At 33.2% G+C, this 19,900-nt stretch carries 13 protein-coding genes and 1 riboswitch; of the genes, 10 read left to right on the forward strand and 3 right to left on the reverse strand.

The genetic code is table 11. From position 1 onward, the window contains the following. Nucleotides 1-28 precede the first annotated feature (28 nt). From N4A68_00780 to N4A68_00790, 3 genes are read right to left on the reverse strand one after another with little or no spacing between them, the layout of a single operon-like run. Entirely contained in the window at nucleotides 29-850 is an 822-nt protein-coding gene (locus N4A68_00780) for a MetQ/NlpA family ABC transporter substrate-binding protein (GenBank protein MCT4562852.1), read from the reverse strand. A 12-nt stretch (nucleotides 851-862) separates the two neighbouring features. Beyond that, nucleotides 863-1,513, reverse strand: a complete 651-nt coding sequence (locus N4A68_00785) for an ABC transporter permease (GenBank protein MCT4562853.1) — start codon at nucleotides 1,511-1,513, stop codon at nucleotides 863-865. Then, entirely contained in the window at nucleotides 1,506-2,501 is a 996-nt protein-coding gene (locus N4A68_00790) for an ATP-binding cassette domain-containing protein (GenBank protein ID MCT4562854.1), read from the reverse strand. Before N4A68_00790 ends, N4A68_00785 begins: the two co-directional genes overlap by 8 nt. A 142-nt stretch (nucleotides 2,502-2,643) precedes the next feature. After that, nucleotides 2,644-2,748, reverse strand: a riboswitch (SAM riboswitch). A gap of 297 nt (nucleotides 2,749-3,045) precedes the next feature. Between N4A68_00790 and N4A68_00795 the strand changes: the two genes are divergently transcribed. From N4A68_00795 to N4A68_00840, 10 genes are all read left to right on the forward strand, one after another. After that, nucleotides 3,046-4,212 (forward strand): SAM-dependent methyltransferase, encoded by a 1,167-nt coding sequence (locus N4A68_00795; protein MCT4562855.1) that lies wholly within the window; start codon nucleotides 3,046-3,048, stop codon nucleotides 4,210-4,212. A gap of 328 nt (nucleotides 4,213-4,540) precedes the next feature. Beyond that, entirely contained in the window at nucleotides 4,541-8,080 is a 3,540-nt protein-coding gene (gene nifJ / locus N4A68_00800; protein MCT4562856.1) for a pyruvate:ferredoxin (flavodoxin) oxidoreductase, read from the forward strand. A gap of 346 nt (nucleotides 8,081-8,426) precedes the next feature. Next, on the forward strand, nucleotides 8,427-10,451 hold the full coding sequence (locus tag N4A68_00805; protein ID MCT4562857.1) for a methyl-accepting chemotaxis protein: 2,025 nt from the start codon (nucleotides 8,427-8,429) through the stop codon (nucleotides 10,449-10,451). A 169-nt stretch (nucleotides 10,452-10,620) separates the two neighbouring features. Continuing rightward, nucleotides 10,621-11,091 carry an ATPase P gene (locus N4A68_00810; protein ID MCT4562858.1) on the forward strand — a complete coding sequence of 157 codons (471 nt, stop codon included), beginning with the start codon at nucleotides 10,621-10,623 and terminating at the stop codon, nucleotides 11,089-11,091. 496 nt (nucleotides 11,092-11,587) lie between these two features. Next, nucleotides 11,588-11,764 (forward strand): zinc ribbon domain-containing protein, encoded by a 177-nt coding sequence (locus N4A68_00815; GenBank protein ID MCT4562859.1) that lies wholly within the window; start codon nucleotides 11,588-11,590, stop codon nucleotides 11,762-11,764. An 812-nt stretch (nucleotides 11,765-12,576) separates the two neighbouring features. Then, a complete protein-coding gene (locus tag N4A68_00820) occupies nucleotides 12,577-14,538 on the forward strand; it encodes an endonuclease MutS2 (GenBank protein ID MCT4562860.1) in 1,962 nt (653 codons plus the stop codon). Nucleotides 14,539-14,658: 120 nt separating this feature from the next. Beyond that, complete coding sequence (gene truA / locus N4A68_00825; GenBank protein MCT4562861.1) at nucleotides 14,659-15,396, forward strand: tRNA pseudouridine(38-40) synthase TruA; 738 nt, start codon at nucleotides 14,659-14,661, stop codon at nucleotides 15,394-15,396. A gap of 491 nt (nucleotides 15,397-15,887) precedes the next feature. Beyond that, the gene (locus N4A68_00830; protein MCT4562862.1) at nucleotides 15,888-17,744 is read left to right on the forward strand and encodes an S-layer homology domain-containing protein; all 1,857 of its coding nucleotides are present in this window, start codon (nucleotides 15,888-15,890) and stop codon (nucleotides 17,742-17,744) included. Nucleotides 17,745-17,868: 124 nt separating this feature from the next. Next, nucleotides 17,869-18,606, forward strand: coding sequence for an RNA polymerase sigma-I factor (gene sigI / locus N4A68_00835; protein MCT4562863.1), 738 nt, complete (start codon nucleotides 17,869-17,871; stop codon nucleotides 18,604-18,606). Beyond that, nucleotides 18,596-19,891, forward strand: coding sequence for an anti-sigma factor domain-containing protein (locus N4A68_00840; protein ID MCT4562864.1), 1,296 nt, complete (start codon nucleotides 18,596-18,598; stop codon nucleotides 19,889-19,891). The genes sigI and N4A68_00840 overlap by 11 nt, the downstream gene beginning before the upstream one ends. Nucleotides 19,892-19,900: the final 9 nt, after the last annotated feature.

Consider the following 19,900-nt stretch of genomic DNA (forward strand, 5'->3'; position numbering starts at 1 on the left):
GTTGTTTTCCTTACTTTTCTTATTTCATCTAAAACGTAGGAACTATAGCTCCTTTATATTGCTCCTCAATAAACTTCTTAACCTTTTCAGATTGTAAAGCTTCTATCAATGTTTTTATGTTTTCATTATCCTTATCTTCTGGTCTAATAGTAAGGATATTTGAATAAGGAGAATCACTACCTTCCATTAGTAATGCATCATCTGAAGGATTTAAACCGGCTTCAAGGGCGTAGTTAGTATTTATAATGGAAGCATCAACATCATCCAGTGTTCTTGGTAGCTGGGCAGCTTCAATAGGCATAAATACTAAATTTTTAGGGTTTTCTACTATATCCTTATCTGTAGCTTCAAGACCCGCATCCTCTTTAAGCTTGATATAGCCCTTAGATTCTAAAAGGATCAAGGCTCTACCTTCATTAGTTGGATCATTAGGAATAGAAATAGTTGCTCCATCCTTTAGTTCATCCGACGATTTGATTTTTTTTGAATATAAACCTAAAGGTTCTACATGAATTTTTGCTGCATTAAACAGCTCTATATTGTGTTCTCCAGCAAAGGACTCCATATAAGGTGCATGTTGAAAGAAGTTTGCATCTATTTCCTTTGAATCTAAAGAAAGATTTGGTGTTACATAATCAGTAAACTCTATTATTTGAAGCTCGATTCCCTTCTCTTCAAGCTGAGGCTTTATAATATTTAGAATTTCAGAATGGGGTACAGGTGTAGCACCAACCTTTAATACTACTTTTTCTGAGTCTGATGCCCCTGTGCTTTTGGTAGCATTGCCTGCACACCCTGCTAAAGCAATACATAAAATCAATAAACCGATAAATAATATATTTTTTTTCATCAAAAAACCCTCCTATTTTTTATTTAGTATTCTTGCTAAGCTATTTCCAGAAATTTGAACTAACTGAACAATCACAATCAGTACAATTACTGAAGCAATTAAGACATTCGTTTTAAAACGATGATAGCCATATCTAATGGCTAGGTCTCCTAGACCACCTCCTCCAACTATTCCTGTTATTGCGGAAAAGCCCAAAATATTTATGAGTGTTATAGTTATGCCGAGGACAAGGGATGACATTGCCTCGGGTAATAAAACCTTAGTGATGATTTGAAGGGGGGTTGCCCCCATTGAAATCGACGCCTCAATAATGCCCGAATCTACTTCCTTAAGGGATGTTTCAACTACTCTGGCGAAAAATGGAGTAGCTGCTACCACCAATGGTACGATAGCGGCTGTAGTTCCAATAGATGTCCCCACTATCAATCTAGTAAATGGAATAATTAATATTATAAGGATTATTGCAGGGAATGACCTTATGATATTAACTATTGTTGAAAGCACTTTGTTCAACTTAGGGAAGGGCAATATATGATTCTTTTCAGTGACCACAAGGATTATTCCAAGGGGAAGACCAAGTAGTATGGTTAGGATTGCCGATATTCCTACCATATATAGAGTTTCTAACAGTGATGGTATAAGTAGTTCAAATAAGTTATTCACTTTTAAGCACCTCAGCTTTCACATTATGGGTTTCAAGGTATGAAATAATATTTTCCAAATCCAATGATAGATTATCAATTCCTACGGTTAACTTACCTAAAGGTTTATTTTGAATATATTCAATTCGTCCCGATAAAATATTTACCTCTATATCAAATTCCTTCATTAACTTTGATATAATAGGTTCATTTGCACTTCCCCCCACGAAGGACAGGCTTAGAACTATATCCTTTAGGAATTCCTTTGGTATATAGCTTGTGCTTTCTACAAAATGCTTTGTCACCTGGTTTCTGGGCTTTGAAAAAATATCTATTGTATTGCCTTCTTCTATAACTTTTCCACCCTCTAGTATTGTTACATAATCACATATTTCTTTAATCACATCCATTTCATGGGTGACTACAATAATAGTGATGCCCAATGAATCATTTATACTTTTAAGTAGAGTTAAAATTTGTTTTGTAGTTTTAGGATCCAGGGCAGAGGTAGCTTCATCACATAAAAGAACCTTAGGTTCATTGGCAAGGGCTCTAGCTATACCTACCCTTTGTTTTTGACCACCGCTGAGTTGTGAAGGGTAAGAACCTGCTTTATCAGAAAGCTCTACCAACTCAAGCAAATCTAAAACTCTTTTCTTTATTTCGGCTTCTGGAACCTTTGATAGCCTTAATGGAAAGGCAATATTATCGAAAACAGTTTTGCTTGATAAAAGATTGAAGCCTTGGAAGATCATACCCATTCCCTTGCGTGCGTCTCTTAGTCCCTTATTATCCAGGGACATTAGATTTACGCCATCAACCCATACTTCACCTGAGCTAGGTTCTTCAAGCCTATTTATACATCTAATCAAGGATGATTTACCTGCACCGCTTAAGCCGATTATTCCATGAATGGAGCCCCTATGAACTTCTAGACTAATGCCCTTTAAGGCAGTTACTTCTTGATTACTTTTCTTATATATCTTAGTCAAATTTTTAAGCTTGATCACTCGATTCACCTCTTCATAAATTTAAATTACTAGAATATAGAGAGTCTAGGTATGTATAAATTAACTGTTTAACTGGAATCTCTATAGTATGTTATAAAAAAAAACCTCCTTCGATATCGAAAGAGGTTTTTGAGTATGATTGATCTCATCTGTCGATATCATTATATCGCTGGAATTAGCACCGATGCATAAATATGCCGGTTGCCGGGCTTCGTAGGGCCAGTCCCTCCGCCACTCTCGATAAGAGTTTTAGTTATTAAATTTTAATTAATATGCTTTATATTATAAACCAATTGAATATTTTGTCAATATAGAAATTTATAAAAATATATTCACATAGGGTGAGTATGACCGTAACCGAGGGTTTAGAAAATAATTGAAATTACTTTGTAACCCCATTTATTTATTTTTTTCATATGTACTATTTTAAATAAAATAAAAAAGTATAAAAATGGTATAATATAATAACGTGTAATCCTAAAATGAATATGGAAAATATAAAAAATACTATTCTGTGATTAAATATTCAACGAGGAGAGATATTATGAATGATATATCTGAATTATTCCATATGACATTTCAAGAAGAAAAAATCATATATGGAGTACTAAGTAAGGTAAGAAAAAAAAGTGAAAAGACATTTAATAAGGTTTCAATAAAACCCGTAATGATTAAAGATGAATTACTATTTCAGTTTTCATATCATTATGATAAAAAAATAATACACAATAATCTTACTTCTAGGGAAGGGGAATCTAAGGCACAGGAGCTTATGAAAAATTATTTTAAGCAAGGAGCCATATACACAACCGACGCAGATTATCAAATTCTAATAAGTAAGAAGGGAAAATCAAGCATATTAAAAAAACCTCCCACAAGGCAAAACATAGATTTTAGCCATAATAGAAAGAAAAAATACATACTAGAGGAAGACAAGCCCTGTGAATTTTTAATCAAGTTAGGGGTAATGAACAAAAACGGCAAGGTTTTATCACAAAGATACGATAAATTTAAACAATTAAATAGATTTTTAGAAATGGTTTCAGACTGTATTCCATACTTAGATAAAGACAGAACCATAAATATTATTGATTTCGGATGTGGAAAATCCTATCTTACCTTCGCTTTATATTACTACCTTGTAGAAGAACTGAACTTAGATATAAATATAATTGGCTTGGATTTAAAGAAGGATGTCATTAATTTCTGTAATAAGATAGCCCATGAATTAAATTATAATAAATTGAAGTTCATACACGGAGATATTAAGGGCTTTGAAGGAATAGACAAGATTGATATGGTAGTGTCACTTCATGCCTGTGATACTGCAACCGATGATGCCCTTGTAAAAGCAGTAAACTGGAATGCAGATGTTATCCTTGCAGTACCATGCTGCCAGCATGAGCTTTTTAATAAAATCCATAATCCTATAATGAAACCCATGGAAAAACACGGCATAATTAAAGAAAAGCTTTCAAGCCTTGTGACAGATAGTGTGAGGGGAAATATCCTTGAAATCATGGGATATTCAGTTCAGATGCTAGAATTCATAGATATGGAGCATACACCTAAAAACATACTTATAAGGGCTTTTAAGGATGACAAATCAAATGAAGTCGCTTTAAAAGAATATAAAGGCTTTAAAGAGTTTTGGAATATTGAGCCTTATTTGGAGAAGGCAATGGGGGAAAAGTTCAAAGAAAAGTTTTAAGTTGCAAGTTAGAATTATGCAATTTCTCCATATAAAATAAATAGGCCTACAAGTATTATTGTTTTGGAAAATATATTAAACCTTAAAGTTGTTTATCTTTAATGTATTTTTATCAATACTTTTAAGAAGCCACTGGTATTCACTTTGACATTTGCAACTATGAACCTACAACCTAGAATTTTCAATGGTTTTATGGCTTGGATTATTTTCTTGCATAATTGTATAAAGGTTGTTAAAAACATGCCATTGACTAATTGTATATTGTATACTATACTAAGATTGTAATGTAGATTAATCATAATATTTACATAATAAGGGGGTCAAAATGATGGCTAATAAGGTTATGAAAACAATGGATGGTAATACAGCTGCTGCATATGTTTCATATGCATTTACAGATGTTGCTGCTATCTATCCAATCACACCATCATCAAATATGGCTGAATTTGTTGATGAATGGGCAGCTAATGGTCAAAAAAATATTTTTGGTCAAACTGTAGCTGTAACAGAGATGCAATCAGAGGCTGGTGCCGCTGGTGCTGTTCACGGTTCACTTCAAGGTGGAGCATTAACCACTACTTATACTGCTTCACAGGGTTTACTTTTAATGATACCTAATATGTATAAGATCGCAGGGGAATTATTACCAGGCGTATTCCATGTTAGTGCTAGAGCCATAGCTACACATGCTCTTTCAATCTTTGGAGATCATTCTGACGTAATGGCTGCAAGACAAACTGGATTTGCATTCCTTGCATCAGGATCAGTTCAAGAGGTTATGGACCTAGGTGGAATTGCCCATCTTTCATCAATTAAAACTAGAGTTCCATTCCTACATTTCTTTGATGGATTTAGAACTTCCCATGAGATTCAAAAAATTGAGCTGATTGACTATGACGAATTTACTAGATTAGTCGATTGGGACGCTATAAAAGCATTTAGAAAGAATGCTTTAAATCCTGAGCATCCTGTTACTAGAGGTACTGCTCAAAACCCAGATATATTCTTCCAAGCTAAGGAAGCTTCCAATAAATTTTATGAAGAAGTACCAGATGTAGTAGCGGGTTACATGGCTGAAATAAGTAAGATTACTGGTAGAGAATACAAGCCATTTAACTATTATGGTGCGAAGGATGCGGAACGTATAATTATTGCAATGGGTTCTGTAGTAGAAACCATTGAAGAGACTATAGATCATCTAATAGAAAAAGGAGAAAAGATAGGTTTAATTAAGGTTCGTCTTTATAGACCTTTCTCAGAAAAATACTTCTTTGATGTATTACCAAGCACGGTTAAGAAAATTGCTGTACTTGATAGAACTAAAGAGCCTGGAGCATTGGGTGAGCCATTGTATCAAGACGTAAGAACATTATTTTACGATAAGGAAAACGCTCCTATTGTTGTTGGTGGTAGATATGGTCTTGGTTCAAAGGATACTACACCTTCTCAAATAAAGAGAATATACGATGAGCTTAATAATGATGCACCTAAGAATGGATTTACAATAGGTATTAATGATGATGTTACTCATACTTCATTAAGTGTTGAAGAGCGTATAATCACTGAAATAAAGGGTACAAAAAGATGTAAATTCTGGGGACTAGGTTCAGATGGTACCGTTGGAGCTAATAAGAATGCAATCAAGATCATTGGCGACAAAACTGACCTTTATGCCCAAGGTTATTTTGCCTATGACTCTAAGAAGTCAGGTGGAATAACAGTATCCCACTTAAGATTTGGTGAAAAGCCAATCAGATCAACCTATCTTATTGATGAGTCTGATTATGTAGCGTGTCATAATCAATCCTATGTTGATAAATATGATCTTCTAAAAGGACTTAAAAAGGGTGGAACTTTTGTTCTTAATACTCAATGGACTGTAGAAGAATTAGATAAGAATCTTCCAGCAGAGCTGAAAAAATATATTGCAGAAAATAATATAAATTTCTACATCATAAATGCATATAATATAGCTAATGAAATCGGTTTAGGTACCAGATTCAATATGGTAATGCAATCGGCTTTCTTTACTCTAGCTAAGGTTATTCCTGTTGATGATGCCATGAATTACTTAAAGGATGCTATCGTTAAGTCCTATGGTAAGAAGGGTGAAAAGATAGTAAACATGAATCATGCCGCAGTTGATAAAGGAAGAGAAGCTCTTGTGAAAGTAGAGGTTCCAGGGATTTGGGCTGGAGAAGTAGTTGAGGAAGCTGCTGCTACAACTGACGATCCTAGTTTTATCAAGAACATCTTAAAACCAATAAATGCTCAAAAAGGTGAAGATCTACCAGTTTCTACATTCAAAGATATTGAAGATGGTACCTTTGAAGCTGGATCAGCTGCATACGAAAAGAGAGGTATTGCAGTAAACGTACCTGAATGGCAAATAGATAATTGTATCCAATGTAACAAATGCTCATATGTATGTCCTCATGCGGCTATAAGACCATTCTTAGTAAATGAGGAAGAGAAGGGAAATGCTCCTGAGTCTTTTGCTACTAAGAAGGCTATAGGAAAAGGTATGGATGGACTTGAGTATAGAATCCAAGTTTCTACACTAGATTGTACAGGCTGTGGAAACTGTGCGGATATATGTCCTGCTCCTAAGGGTAAAGCATTAGTTATGAAAAATCTTGCTACTCAAGAAAATGAAGTTGCTAACTGGGATTATGCAGTTGACAATGTAACCTATAAAGATGATATTATGGCTAAGACTACTGTAAAGGGAAGTCAATTTGCACAGCCTTTATTCGAGTTCTCAGGAGCTTGTGCTGGTTGTGGTGAGACTCCATATATGAAAGCTGTAACTCAATTATACGGAGATAGAATGATGATCGCCAATGCCACAGGTTGTTCTTCAATCTGGGGAGGTAGTGCCCCTTCTACACCTTATTGTAAGAATGCAGAAGGTAAAGGACCTGCTTGGGCTAATTCATTATTTGAAGACAATGCTGAATACGGTTATGGTATGGCATTAGCTTCTAAGAAAATCAGAGAAAAGCTTCAAATGTTAATGGCAGAAGCTATGGAGTTAGGAGTAGCTACTGAGGTTAAGGAAGCATTTGAGTGCTGGATTGAAGTAATGAATGATGGAGAAGCTTCTAAGGCAGCTTCTGCTAAGGTAATTGCTGCTATAGAAGGAAATAGCTTCGAGGCACAAGCTAAAGAAATAACAGATGAAATAATCGAAAAGAAAGATTATTTAGTTAAGAAGTCAGTTTGGATTGTTGGTGGAGACGGATGGTCTTATGACATTGGTTATGGCGGATTAGATCATGTTCTTGCATCCGGTGAAGATGTAAATGTCCTTGTATTTGATACTGAAGTTTACTCAAATACAGGTGGTCAAGCTTCTAAGGCTACTCCAACGGCTGCTACAGCTAAATTTGCTGCTGCTGGTATGAGGGTTAAGAAGAAAGACCTTGGTATGATAGCTACTCAATATGGTTATGTATATGTAGCTCAAACAGGTATGGGAGCAGATAATAACCAATTCATGAAGGCTTTAGTAGAGGCTGAAAGCTATAAAGGACCTTCTTTAATCATCTGCTATGCACCATGCATAAACCATGGTATAAAAGCTGGTATGGGTAAATCTCAAGAAAGAATTAAGCTTGCAGTTGAAGCAGGATACTGGCACCTATGGAGATTCAATCCATTACTTAAGGAACAAGGTAAGAATCCATTTATCCTTGATTCAAAACAACCTAAGGGTGACTTCAAAGAATTCTTAAGAGGCGAAGTAAGATATACGGCTCTTGAAACTGGATTCCCAGAAGTTGCAGCTACCCTATTTGAAGAAGCTGAAAAGGATTCAAAGGAAAGATATACAGGATATAAGCGTTTAGCTGAAATGGAATATTAGGATATGTAAAAACCGAGTAGATCTAGACTGCTCGGTTTTTTATATTCATTGTTTTAAGTTACTTAAGCCCATGAAACTTGGTTTTAGAGTAGTTAAAATGCACCCCATAGGGTAGACAATTAAAAAAAGTCTATCCTATGGTTTTTTTATGGGCAAACCGCATAATTACATTAAGAATGATATTTCCATATAAAACTTTGCCAAGTAAGAGTTATAAAATTTCCTCATTTATAAAAAAGATAAAATTTAAATTATTGTTAAAATTAACAAGATACGACAAAAAATGATTTAAATCCAAAAATTGTGGTATAATATTGCATATGACTAAGTATAAGGGGGAGAGTTTGTGACTAAGAAAAAAACAAAAGGAGTTTCTTTAAGAGTAAAAATTGCTGCACTTTCTTTAATTGCCATGCTATTATCTCTTTCACTAATAACTGCAATATCAGGATATACACTTAATGGGCATATGAAAAAACAAGTTCAAGAGGATTTGTTTATGGTTGCCAATCAGCTGGCCTATAGAATTAAGACAGATGATATAGCTATTACAAATCTTGAAACTCAGTTTGAAAATAATATTAGGTTCATCGCAAAAATGTTATCCCAAAGTGAAAATATGTCAAATGAATATCTAAAGAAAATTGGAAAAGAAGTTGGCGTTTTTGAAATAAATATTTCTAATAAAGATAGAGAAGTAATATATTCAAACATAGATAAAAATATTGGATTGGTTTATTCAAAGGATCATAAAGCCTATCCCTTATTTACAGGATCAAATAAAGAAATAATGGAAAAAGTTCGAAAAAGTGAATCCGATGACCATTACTATAAATATGGAGCCATTTCCATGGAAAATGGTGGAATAATCCAAATCGGGATAAGAGCAGAGGAAATAATGAAGGCTCAGGAGGTTTTTGATAAGCAAAAGCTGGTGGAGGAAGTAGGAAAAGAAGAAATAGTAATATATGCTATAGTCTTAGATAGAGATTTAAAGGCAATAGCCCATAGTAATAGAGATAAGATCGGAATACAGCTGAATGATGAAGGAAGTAAAACTGCTGCTGTGGAAGGAGAGCAATATTCTGGCAACATGTTTTATGAGGAAGCGGGTTCTGATGTCTTTGATATAACTGTACCTATTTTTGAGAATGAAGAACATGTAGGAGCATTAAAGGTAGGGATATCCCTTAAGGGTATAAAAGCTGGTATTAGTGATATTATCATAAGGTCAGTATTTATATTAGTTGCATTATTCATAGTTACTGGATTATTTATGATACTATTCTTAGGTGCCATGACAAAACCATTGAAAAGACTAGCTGAATATGCAGATGTCATTTCTGAAGGGGATCTAACTCAGGAGATTAATACTAAGAAAAATGATGAAATTGGGATGCTTGCTAGGGCATTTAATAAAATGAATTTTAATATAAAGAATTTAGTTAAAGAAGCTATGAATAATTCTAATGATTTAGGTGAATCCAGTGAACAGCTTTCAGCTACTACTGAGGAAGTTTTGGCCCAGGCTGAAAATATGAGCGCTACTACTGAGGAAATCGCAGCAGGAATGGAAGAAAATAATGCTGCCCTTCAACAAGTGACCGTTTCTTTTGAAGAAATTGCTAAGGCAACAAGACAACTTGCCCATAAGGCCGATGAGGGGAATACAATAGCAAATGAAATAGGTAAAAGAGCAAATGAAATGAAGGAAAATGCCATAGAGTCCAGAAGAATAACTGATGATATGTATAAAGAAAAGTCAAACCATATCAAGAAGGCTGTAGAAAAAAGTGGGGTAGTAATAGAGATACAAAATATGTCGGATATAATCTCACAAATATCACAGCAAATAAATCTACTAGCTTTGAATGCTGCAATAGAAGCCGCTAGTGCGGGAGAACAAGGAAGAGGTTTTGCTGTGGTAGCTGAAGAAGTCAGAAAGCTTGCTGAGGAATCCTCAAATACAGTATCCAAAATCAAACCAATTATCGATGAAGTACAAGGGGCCGTTAAGGAGCTAGCTGAAAATGCTGAAGGGATACTATATTTTATAGATGGAAAAATTGGTTCAGACTATGACTTGTTAGAAGATACTGGAAGGCAATATATGAAAGATTCAGAGGTTATTAGTAGCTTAGTAGAAAATTTTGCTGCAACCACAGAAGAAATATCCGCTTCAATGGATGAAATAAGTAGTACTATTGAAGCTATAAATACTACCATTGAGGAATCTGCGTCTGGTTCAAATGAAATTGCCCATAATATTACTGAAATAACGGCAGCGATTCAAGAAGTAGCTAATATATCAGAAAATCAATTGGAATCAGCCAATAAAATGAATGAAATAATAAACGAATTTAAAGTATAAGACATATTCAAAAAATAAACTAGTCATCTTACTCGTTCTTTTGATTCTTTTCGAGCATACTCACATACAGTGAGTATGCTCACGATTGAGTTCCTAGAAAATAATCAGAATTACTTTGTAACCTGACTGGTTTATTTTCTTTATATGCCTAAAAAGGAAGTGGGAAATTATGATAGAAGTGAACATTCCTTCCTACAAAAAAATATATATTGAAAATGTAGTTTTTGATTATAATGGAACTTTAGCTGAGGGTGGAAGGCTAATAGCTGGAATCAAAGAAAAACTAGTTGATATTTCAAGGCTGGCTAATATATATATTATTACTGCTGATACCTTTGGAACTGTTGAGGAAAACTTTAAGGATATGGATGTAGAAGTTAAGATAATATCTAGGGAAAATGGGACTGTAGATAAATTGAATTTTATAAGGGAACTAGGTTCATATAGGACAATAGCGGTAGGGAATGGGAACAATGATACATTGATGCTTAGGGAAAGCACCATAGGGATATGTGTCATAGGGGCAGAGGGTCTAGCGACTAAAGCCCTTCTTGCAAGCGATATTGTTGTAAAGGATATAAGGGATTTATTTGAAATGATAAAGGATACCAGTAGAATTATTGCAACCCTTAGAAGATAGTCATGGGGTTATGAAAGTAATGAAAAAAGCCCTAGAAACATGGGATATTTTGCTATGTATAAATTAAGATTTACTCTAAACTCTATATATAGATGTGGAATTTCGAAAATTAATAAAAAGAACGTTCAATCCGACAAGAATTTAGAGAAAACTTTATCTTCAAGCTTTGAGAAAAATTCTAACGCTCCCGTGAGGCGTCCATGCCTCATGGTCGCTGAACTGACCTCCTGTCAGTTCTACGAATTTTTCACAAATCTTTCAGATAGTTTTCTTACTAAATTCTTGAAGTCATTCTCTTTTCTTTTTATTAATTTTCTTAGTCACATATCTATAGATAATCTGAGTTAATAATTAATTTATGCATCATCGCAAAGCTTCAAATTAAGCTAATAATTTCAATGCATATATTAATTATTAACCTGAGTTATCTATATATGCCTAAAAATGATTGAAATATTTATTTATATGCTTATAATATTTATAGGGAGGTGAGATTATGCCAATCTATGAATATCGATGTGGTCAGTGCGATAGTACATTTGAGAAGCTTGTGAAGATTACCGATGATAGTATACAAGAATGTCCTAAATGCGAAAGTACAGATGTAAAAAGAGAATTTTCTACATTTGGGATAGGTGGTTGTCCTAATACCGGTGCGGGGGGACAAAAATAGTGGATAATAAAGCCATCTAGGGAAATTGTACATATTCATTGCTTCTAATTAGTATATAATATATACTATAATTAGAAGCAATAATTATTAGGAAGATAATTACGAGGTGTTTTATGCTGGAGTTTGTTCTTAACTAAACTAATCAAATTTAATATTTGCATCAAGAGAAGCTTTCAAGAATCTGAGCCAATCAGGTCTATTTGTTGTACCCTTCTTTTGGTGGATTGAATATACAGTTTTGAACCTATTTTTAAGGATTCAAATTGATATTCATATCGTTGTTAAGAACATAGGCTGATATATAAATTAAATTGATGACAAATGCCGTGGCTTAATTCCACGGCATTCCAGATTGTTGGCAAAGTCAACAAGATGGCAGACTGTCTGAAAATTTGAAGTTCGAGGCGTGCTGAAACCGAGAGACCGCAGCGTATACAAACATACGTAAGGGTTCTTGGTTGAAGCAACAACGAAGAAATTCGAGTTTTCAGGCAGCCTGAAATGCCGTGGCTTAATTCCACGGCATTCTTATGTCTAATTTTATTATGGGTGTATAATCATTATCGTCAGATTAAACCGCAATCTACCATATAATTATTGATTATTGGTAGTTATAGGAAAAAATAATTTGTATGATAAGGATTATATATTTCAGATGTTGTGATAAAGACTGTAAACAAGCCAAATGTTTGTTTGCGGTCTTTTTTTATTTATATAGAACAAAACCCTAGAGAGGAGGAATTGAATGTTGCTGGTTTCTAAATACGTATATATTTTTCAAAGCATTATATCAAATTATGGAGGGATTAAGGTTGAATAAAACTACTTTAAGAATGTTGGAATACGATAAAATAAAGGAAATACTAATAGAATATGCTGTGTCAGAAGAGGGAAGAGACTTTGTTAGGAGGCTGGAGCCATCAATAGATATAAATATTATTAGAAATTGGCTAAATGAGACCACAGAGGCCAAAAATTTGTTGGAAAGCAATTTTCGAGTTCCTCTTCATAGTCTAACCGGTATTAATAAAACCCTAGAAAAATTAGATATCAACTATACACTAAACCCTGAGGAATTGATGCTCCTATTGGATTTTATAAAAAATTCAAAGAGAATGAAGGGTTTTATGAAATCTAAAGAGCTTATTTCACCAAATATATGTGCCTATTCCTTGTCTATATATGATCTTGAAGATATTAGTGAAGAAATAGATAGATGTATTAGAAATGGGAGGGTAGATGATAAAGCTTCACCACAACTAGGCAAAATTAGAAAAAGAATAGGAATCCTAGAGGATAGAATCAAAGGTAAATTTCAAAGCATATTAAGTTCTCCAGCCTATAGCAAGTATATACAAGACAATCTTATCGGCTTTAAGGAAGGAAGATATGTAATACCTGTGAAAAGAGAATATAGAAAAAATATAAATGGAAAGGTCATAGATACATCTGGTTCTGGTTCAACGGTTTTTATTGAACCAGCGGCCGTAGGGAAAATACAAGAAGAACTAAATCTTTTAAGGATTGAAGAGCAAAATGAAGAATATAAGATATTATCCTATTTGACTGATATGATTAATGGATATAGTAGAGAAATAAAAATTAATCTGGAGGCTATGGCCTATTATGATTTTATATTTGCAAAGGCAAAGTATAGTAAAGCTATAGAAGGAAATACAGTTAAACTAAACATGGAAAAATATATATCCATAAGGGAAGCAAAGCATCCCTTAATCGGCAAGGATGCTGTACCATTAGACTTTAGCATAGGGGATAAATTTAGAAGTTTGGTAATTACAGGGCCTAATACAGGGGGAAAAACCGTAGCACTAAAGACGGTAGGACTCTTAACCATTATGGCTCAGTCCGGGATGCATATACCCATGCAAAGGGATGGAGAACTTGCAGTATTTAATGATATCCTAGTCGATATTGGCGATAATCAGAGTATAGAGCAGAGCTTAAGTACATTTTCTTCCCATATGAGCAATATAATAGGTATAGTAAAATGTGCGGATAAGGATTCATTAGTCATTTTAGATGAATTGGGTGCGGGAACTGATCCAACTGAGGGAATGGGACTGGCAACCTCCATACTAGAGGAAATTCATAGAAAAGGGGCAACCATATTGGCTACAACCCATTATAGCGAGATAAAGGAATTCGCAAGTAAGGAAAGGGGCTTTGAAAATGGATGTATGGGATTTGATTTAGCTACATTAAAGCCTTTATATAGATTGAAAATAGGTGAATCTGGAGATAGTAATGGCTTTAATATAGCCCTTAGATTGGGTATGGATAAAAAGCTCATCGAAAGAGCCCATGAAATATCATATAAAGAGAGTAAAGATTATAGTGATGTTCATAAAAGGCTTAAGGAATTGAATGAGGTAGAAAATAAGGAGATAATTTACCACCATGATAAACAGCTTAATAAAGTGAAAAAAACTAAAATAGATAAGAAAAAAATAGAGAAACAAAGGATTGATAATGAATTCAGTATTGGAGATAGGGTATATATTAGCAGCTTAAATGCCTTTGGTATAGTCCATAGATTAGAAGATAGTAAGGGGGAAATCGGGGTTATAGTGAAAAAGAAGAAGATAAGGGTAAATAAAAAGAGATTGACCTTGCATATAGAAGCGGAAAAGCTTTATCCCGATTTTGACAATTATGACATGGACATTGTCCTAGAGACAAAGGAGGATAGAAAGAAAAAGAAGCTCATGAATAGAAAATATGTAAAGGGACTTACCAGGGATATTGAAAAATAATAGACCCATCCATCTTACTCATTTTTTCATATGCCCTATGAAAGATTCCTTGTAATAAGAAAAAATAAACTGTAAAATTTAAAGTAGTACTGAAAATTCTGATAAGGGGTAGATTAAATTATGGGAAATATAAGGCTTATAATTCAATATGATGGGAGTAGATATAAAGGTTGGCAAAGACTTGGGGATGGTCAAATGACCATACAGGGAAAGCTAGAGGATGTTTTAAGTAAGATGACGGAAGAAAATGTTGAGCTTTTTGGTTCCGGTAGAACCGATGCTGGGGTCCATGCTTTAAATCAGGTGGCCAACTTCAATACAAGCTGCGAAATGACCACCAATGAAATCCTAGATTATTGTTATAGATATTTACCCGATGATATAGTCGTAAAAAGGGTAGAAAGAGCCAGTGGGAAATTTCATGCAAGATATAATGTACGAAGAAAAAAATACCTATATAAAATATGGAATCATAAATACCATGATCCATTTATGAGGAAGCATATAACCCATATCGAAGAAACTTTAAATATAGATAATATGAGAAAGGCCGCTTCTTATTTTATTGGAGAACATGACTTCACTAGCTTCACAACGGCCAAGTCCAAGAAAAAGTCTAGGGTGAGAAAAGTCTTTGAAGTTGATATAACTAAGGATAATAATATCATAGCAATAACGGTTCAGGGAAGTGGGTTTTTACACAATATGGTGCGAATTATGGTTGGGACTTTGATAGAAGTAGGCGTTGGAAGGATGAGGCCCGAGGAAGTAGCTAAAATATTAAATAAAAAGGACAGAAGTAAGGCAGGACCAACAGCTCCTGCACAGGGACTATTCTTATATGATGTAGAGTATTAGACATATTTTGGTTCAAAGTTCTAAGTGGTAAGTTCTAATATATAGATTAAAGAAAAACAATCTAAAGATTTCTATGATCTAAAGGGATATCTTAAAACTTAGGGCTTTGAATTTATAATTGTAGGGATTCCAGTCAAAACTTTAATTTATGTTCCCCATTTTATATCATATATTCAAGAAAATTGAGTTCTTCTCCATAATGTCATATCTTTAAAAATAAAATTTTTCATATCTTATCTTCCATTATCAAAATAAACGATATTTCAAATTAATCTTAAATGCTCCATATGAAAATCACTTCAAAGGTTTAAAAATACTTTATTAAGCATATGTTACCATTAAATTACAATTCCTTTACATAAGGAATTTTTTATGATCATATTAATAAATTATTTATTAAGAGGGCCCAAAAAATTTAATGATCTCCGTATGCTATGTAAAGTTTATTTATTATGATCCATATAACAAAAATGAAATTAGGAGGATAAAGTATGAAAAAAATTGTAAGTTTTATGTTAGCATTATTGCTAATAATGTCAGTAACGATGACAGACACCTATGCTATGAATAATAATTATAAGCATAAGTCCCTTAAAATCGCGAAGAAGGGCTATTTGTCAATAGGGATTACAAAACAGTTTAAAGATATCGATGATTATGATTGGGCTGAAAAGGCCATAGAAAGAATGGCAATAAAGGGAGTTATAAAGGGATATGGAGAAGGAACATATCAACCTAAACGATCTGTTACTAAGCTTGAAGCAATAATCATGGCCCTTAGGGTTATGGGATATGAAGATATGGCGAGGATAAACCTAGATAGAATTAAAAAAGGGGCTAAGAAACTAAAAAATAAAGGCAAGATTGAAGTATGGGCCTATGGATATGTTGATGTGGCTTTGGAAAAGGGAATACTTGATGAATTTGAGCTTATAGATATGAACTTAAATGAACCCGCCAAAAGACACGAGGTAGCAAAGTATATAATAAGAGCCTTAGGTTATGAGGAAGAAGCTGAAGAGTATATGAATAAGGAGCTTCGATTTATTGATGCCGAAGCTGTACAGCTTGGGTCGGTAGGGTATGTATATCTTGCAGATAAAAAGGGCATCATCAAGGGATATCCTGATAAAACCTATAGACCAAATAAATCCATTACCAGGGCAGAAATGGCAGTCCTAATCGCAAGGTTGGATGATAGTGTGTATAGCGATATAGATGAAAATGAAAAATTTGCGGAGCTAGTGGCAATTAGGGAAAATAAATTGATATTAAAAATCGATGACCGAAATAAAGAATATAGGATTTTAGAAAATGCCCCTGTTTATACTAAGGATGGCAAATATGTTTCAACAAGGGAATTAGAAGTAGGTATGGAAATAAAGATACAGCTTAATGATGAAGGTATTATAGTATTCTTTGAAATCAAAGGAGATTATAACAAGGATACAGTGAAGGAATATACAGGTGAAGTAGAAGATATAGATAATGATTATGAATGGATTGAGCTGGAGATAGGAAATAGAGATAGAAAATATTACGTAATAGATGAAACAAAGGTAGTATTTGATCATGGTGTAGAAGGTGATATAGAAGATGTAAAAGTAGGTGATAAAGTTTATGTAAAAATAAGAGAAGATGACGAAATAGTATATATTGAAGTAGACAGAGAACTATATCATGAATATAAAGGCGAAGTAGAGGATATTGATGGTGACTATGATTGGATTGAAATAGACATAGGAAGTAAGGATAAAAGATTTGACATAACAGATGAAACAAAGGTAATATTTGAAGATGATATAGAGGGAGATATAGAGGATATCAAAATAGGGGATGAAGTAGAAGTAAAAATAAATGAAGATGAAGAGATAGAGTATATGGAGGTTGACAGAGAATTAGATTATGATGTGTATGAGGGGCTTTTATTAGAAGTGGACGATGAAGAAATATCTATCCTTTCATCCAAAAAAGTTATTTCATTTGAATTAGAGAAACATGTAAAGGTTGAGTTTAAAGATAGAGAAGGGGATTTAGACGATTTAATGGTTGGAGACGAAGTTAAATTAATAGTAGATGAAGATGATGACGAGGTTCTAGAAATTCAAGTAGATAGAAAATATAATGCTGTAGGCATAGCTGGTAAACTAATAATTGTCTATGAAGATGAAAGACAGATAGCAATTAAGCAGGACACAAAAGTAAAGATCTATGATTATAAAAGCTCCACTAACGTATATGTAAATGACGATAGAGCTAAATTATCGGATTTAGAAGAAGATGATAATATACTACTTATCGTGGATGATGGTGAAGTAGAAGAGATAAGGGCATATAGAGTAGAATAGCTGCAAAAAAGCACTGGAAAAATCCAGTGCTTTTATTATGCCTATAAAATCAAATATAATATATTTGAGTACCTAAAAATATTTATTTTTTACGTATATCTGTGATGTAAAAGGTGGTGAAAGCGTGGGCCCATTTTTAAAAATATTTAAGAAAACAAAAACACCTATAGAAGATAGGCTGACAAAAATTAAAGGTGGAGATGATGAGGAAAGAGAAAATTTCATTGATGAATACACTCCTTTTATAATAAAGTGCATTACTAAAGTCACAAATAGATATATTGAGATAGAGAATGACGATGAATTTAGTATTGGACTTGAAGCTTTTAATGAGGCCATAAATAAATACGAATTTACTAAAGGTAGCTTTATTGGATATGCAGAAAGGGTTATTAAAAGTAGGGTAATAGACTTTCATAGGAAAACGAAAAAATTAAAGAAAGTGATATCCATGGATGGACAGGATGTAATTGAAAATAAGTTGGAAGGAAAATCAAAACATTGTAGCCTAACTGAAAGATATGAGATGAAGGAACAGATATTAGAATTACAAGCTTTGCTGAAGGACTTTAATATATCCTTCAAAGAGTTGGTAGAAGAAACTCCAAAGCATATTGATACTCGGTTAAATGCCATATCTATAGCAAATTCTATGATTGAAGACGATTCTATAAAGGAAGAATTGTATAGAAAGAAAATGCTTCCAGTAAAAAAGATACTAGAAAAAATAGGCGGGAGCAAAAAGGTCTTGAAAAGAAATAGAAAATTTATTATTTCAGTGGCTTTAATATTAGACAGTGAATTAGATGTATTAAGGGATTATATATACGAAGTAGAAGGGAGGAAGAAGCATGGTATATAAGGGCGTAGTAATGGAAGTAGAAAAGAGTTACATAATAGTTCTTACCCATGGCGTTGATTATGTAAAGCTAAAGAAAAAAGGAAACGTTGATATAGGGAAAAAAATAATGTTCATAGAGGATGACATTATAAGGGAAAGTTATACATCCTTTAAACCTTTCATTGGGATTGCAGCTGCCATTATTTTGATTATTGCTACTATTATAGGAGGCTTTGGAATTGATTTCATAAAAGGCTTTCAGGCATATGCCATAGTAAGTTTGGATATAAATCCTAGTTTAGAATTTCAAATAGATGATAGAGAAATTGTTAAGAAGGTAAACCCTCTAAATGACCAAGGGCAAGAAATTATTGATGATAATATGGTAGGGATGAAGATTGAAAATGCAGTCATATATAGTATAAAAAAGGCAATCGATAAGGAATACCTAAATAATGAAAACAATATAGTATTAATTTCAAATGTAATTTTAAATGATGATGTTGAGCATACCGCAATAATTGAGAATGAGATTTATAAAAAAGTAGAAGAGGATGACGAACTACAGGATATAGACCTCATATATGTTGATTCAGACAAGGAAGTTCTAGAGAAAGCAAGGGAAAATCATGTTTCAGTTGGTAAGTATAAGGTTTATGAGATTGTTTCAACTAATAAGCCTGAGGTGAAGGTAGAGGACATAAAGAATAAAAAAGTAAGTGACTTAGTGAAGGAACACAAAGAGTTAAGGAAAGATGAAATCTTAAAAACTAATAAAAAAATAAAGGAAAAGAAAGACAAAATTAAAAAAGAGATAAACAAAAAGAAGCAAATAAAAAACAAAAATAAAGAGGAAGAAAAGAAGGATATAAAATATGAAATTAAAAAGAAGAAGAGAAAGCTTGAGAATATGAAAAAAGCAAAGGATAAAAATGAATCAAATAAAGGCAAGAAGCAAAAAACAAATATAAATATTAGAAAGTACAAAGATAAGAATAAAAATCAAAATAAAGCTGATAATGATAAAGGAATTATAAAAGATAGTGAAAGCAAGATACTTAAAGATATAAATACAAAAATCATAGAAATAGAATCAAAGAAAAAGATGAATAAAGAAAAAGAAAATAAAAATGAAGACGACGATGATAATGATAAAGGGATCATAAAAGACAATGAAAGTAAGATATTTAAAGATATAAGTACAAAAATCATAGAAATAAAATCAAAGAAAAATATGGATAAAGAAAAAGAAGACAACGATGACGACGACAATGACGACGACAATGGCGAAGAGGAAGATGATTAAGGTAAAACA

It is taken from the genome of Maledivibacter sp., from assembly GCA_025210375.1.
Taxonomy (GTDB): domain Bacteria; phylum Bacillota; class Clostridia; order Peptostreptococcales; family Caminicellaceae; genus JAOASB01.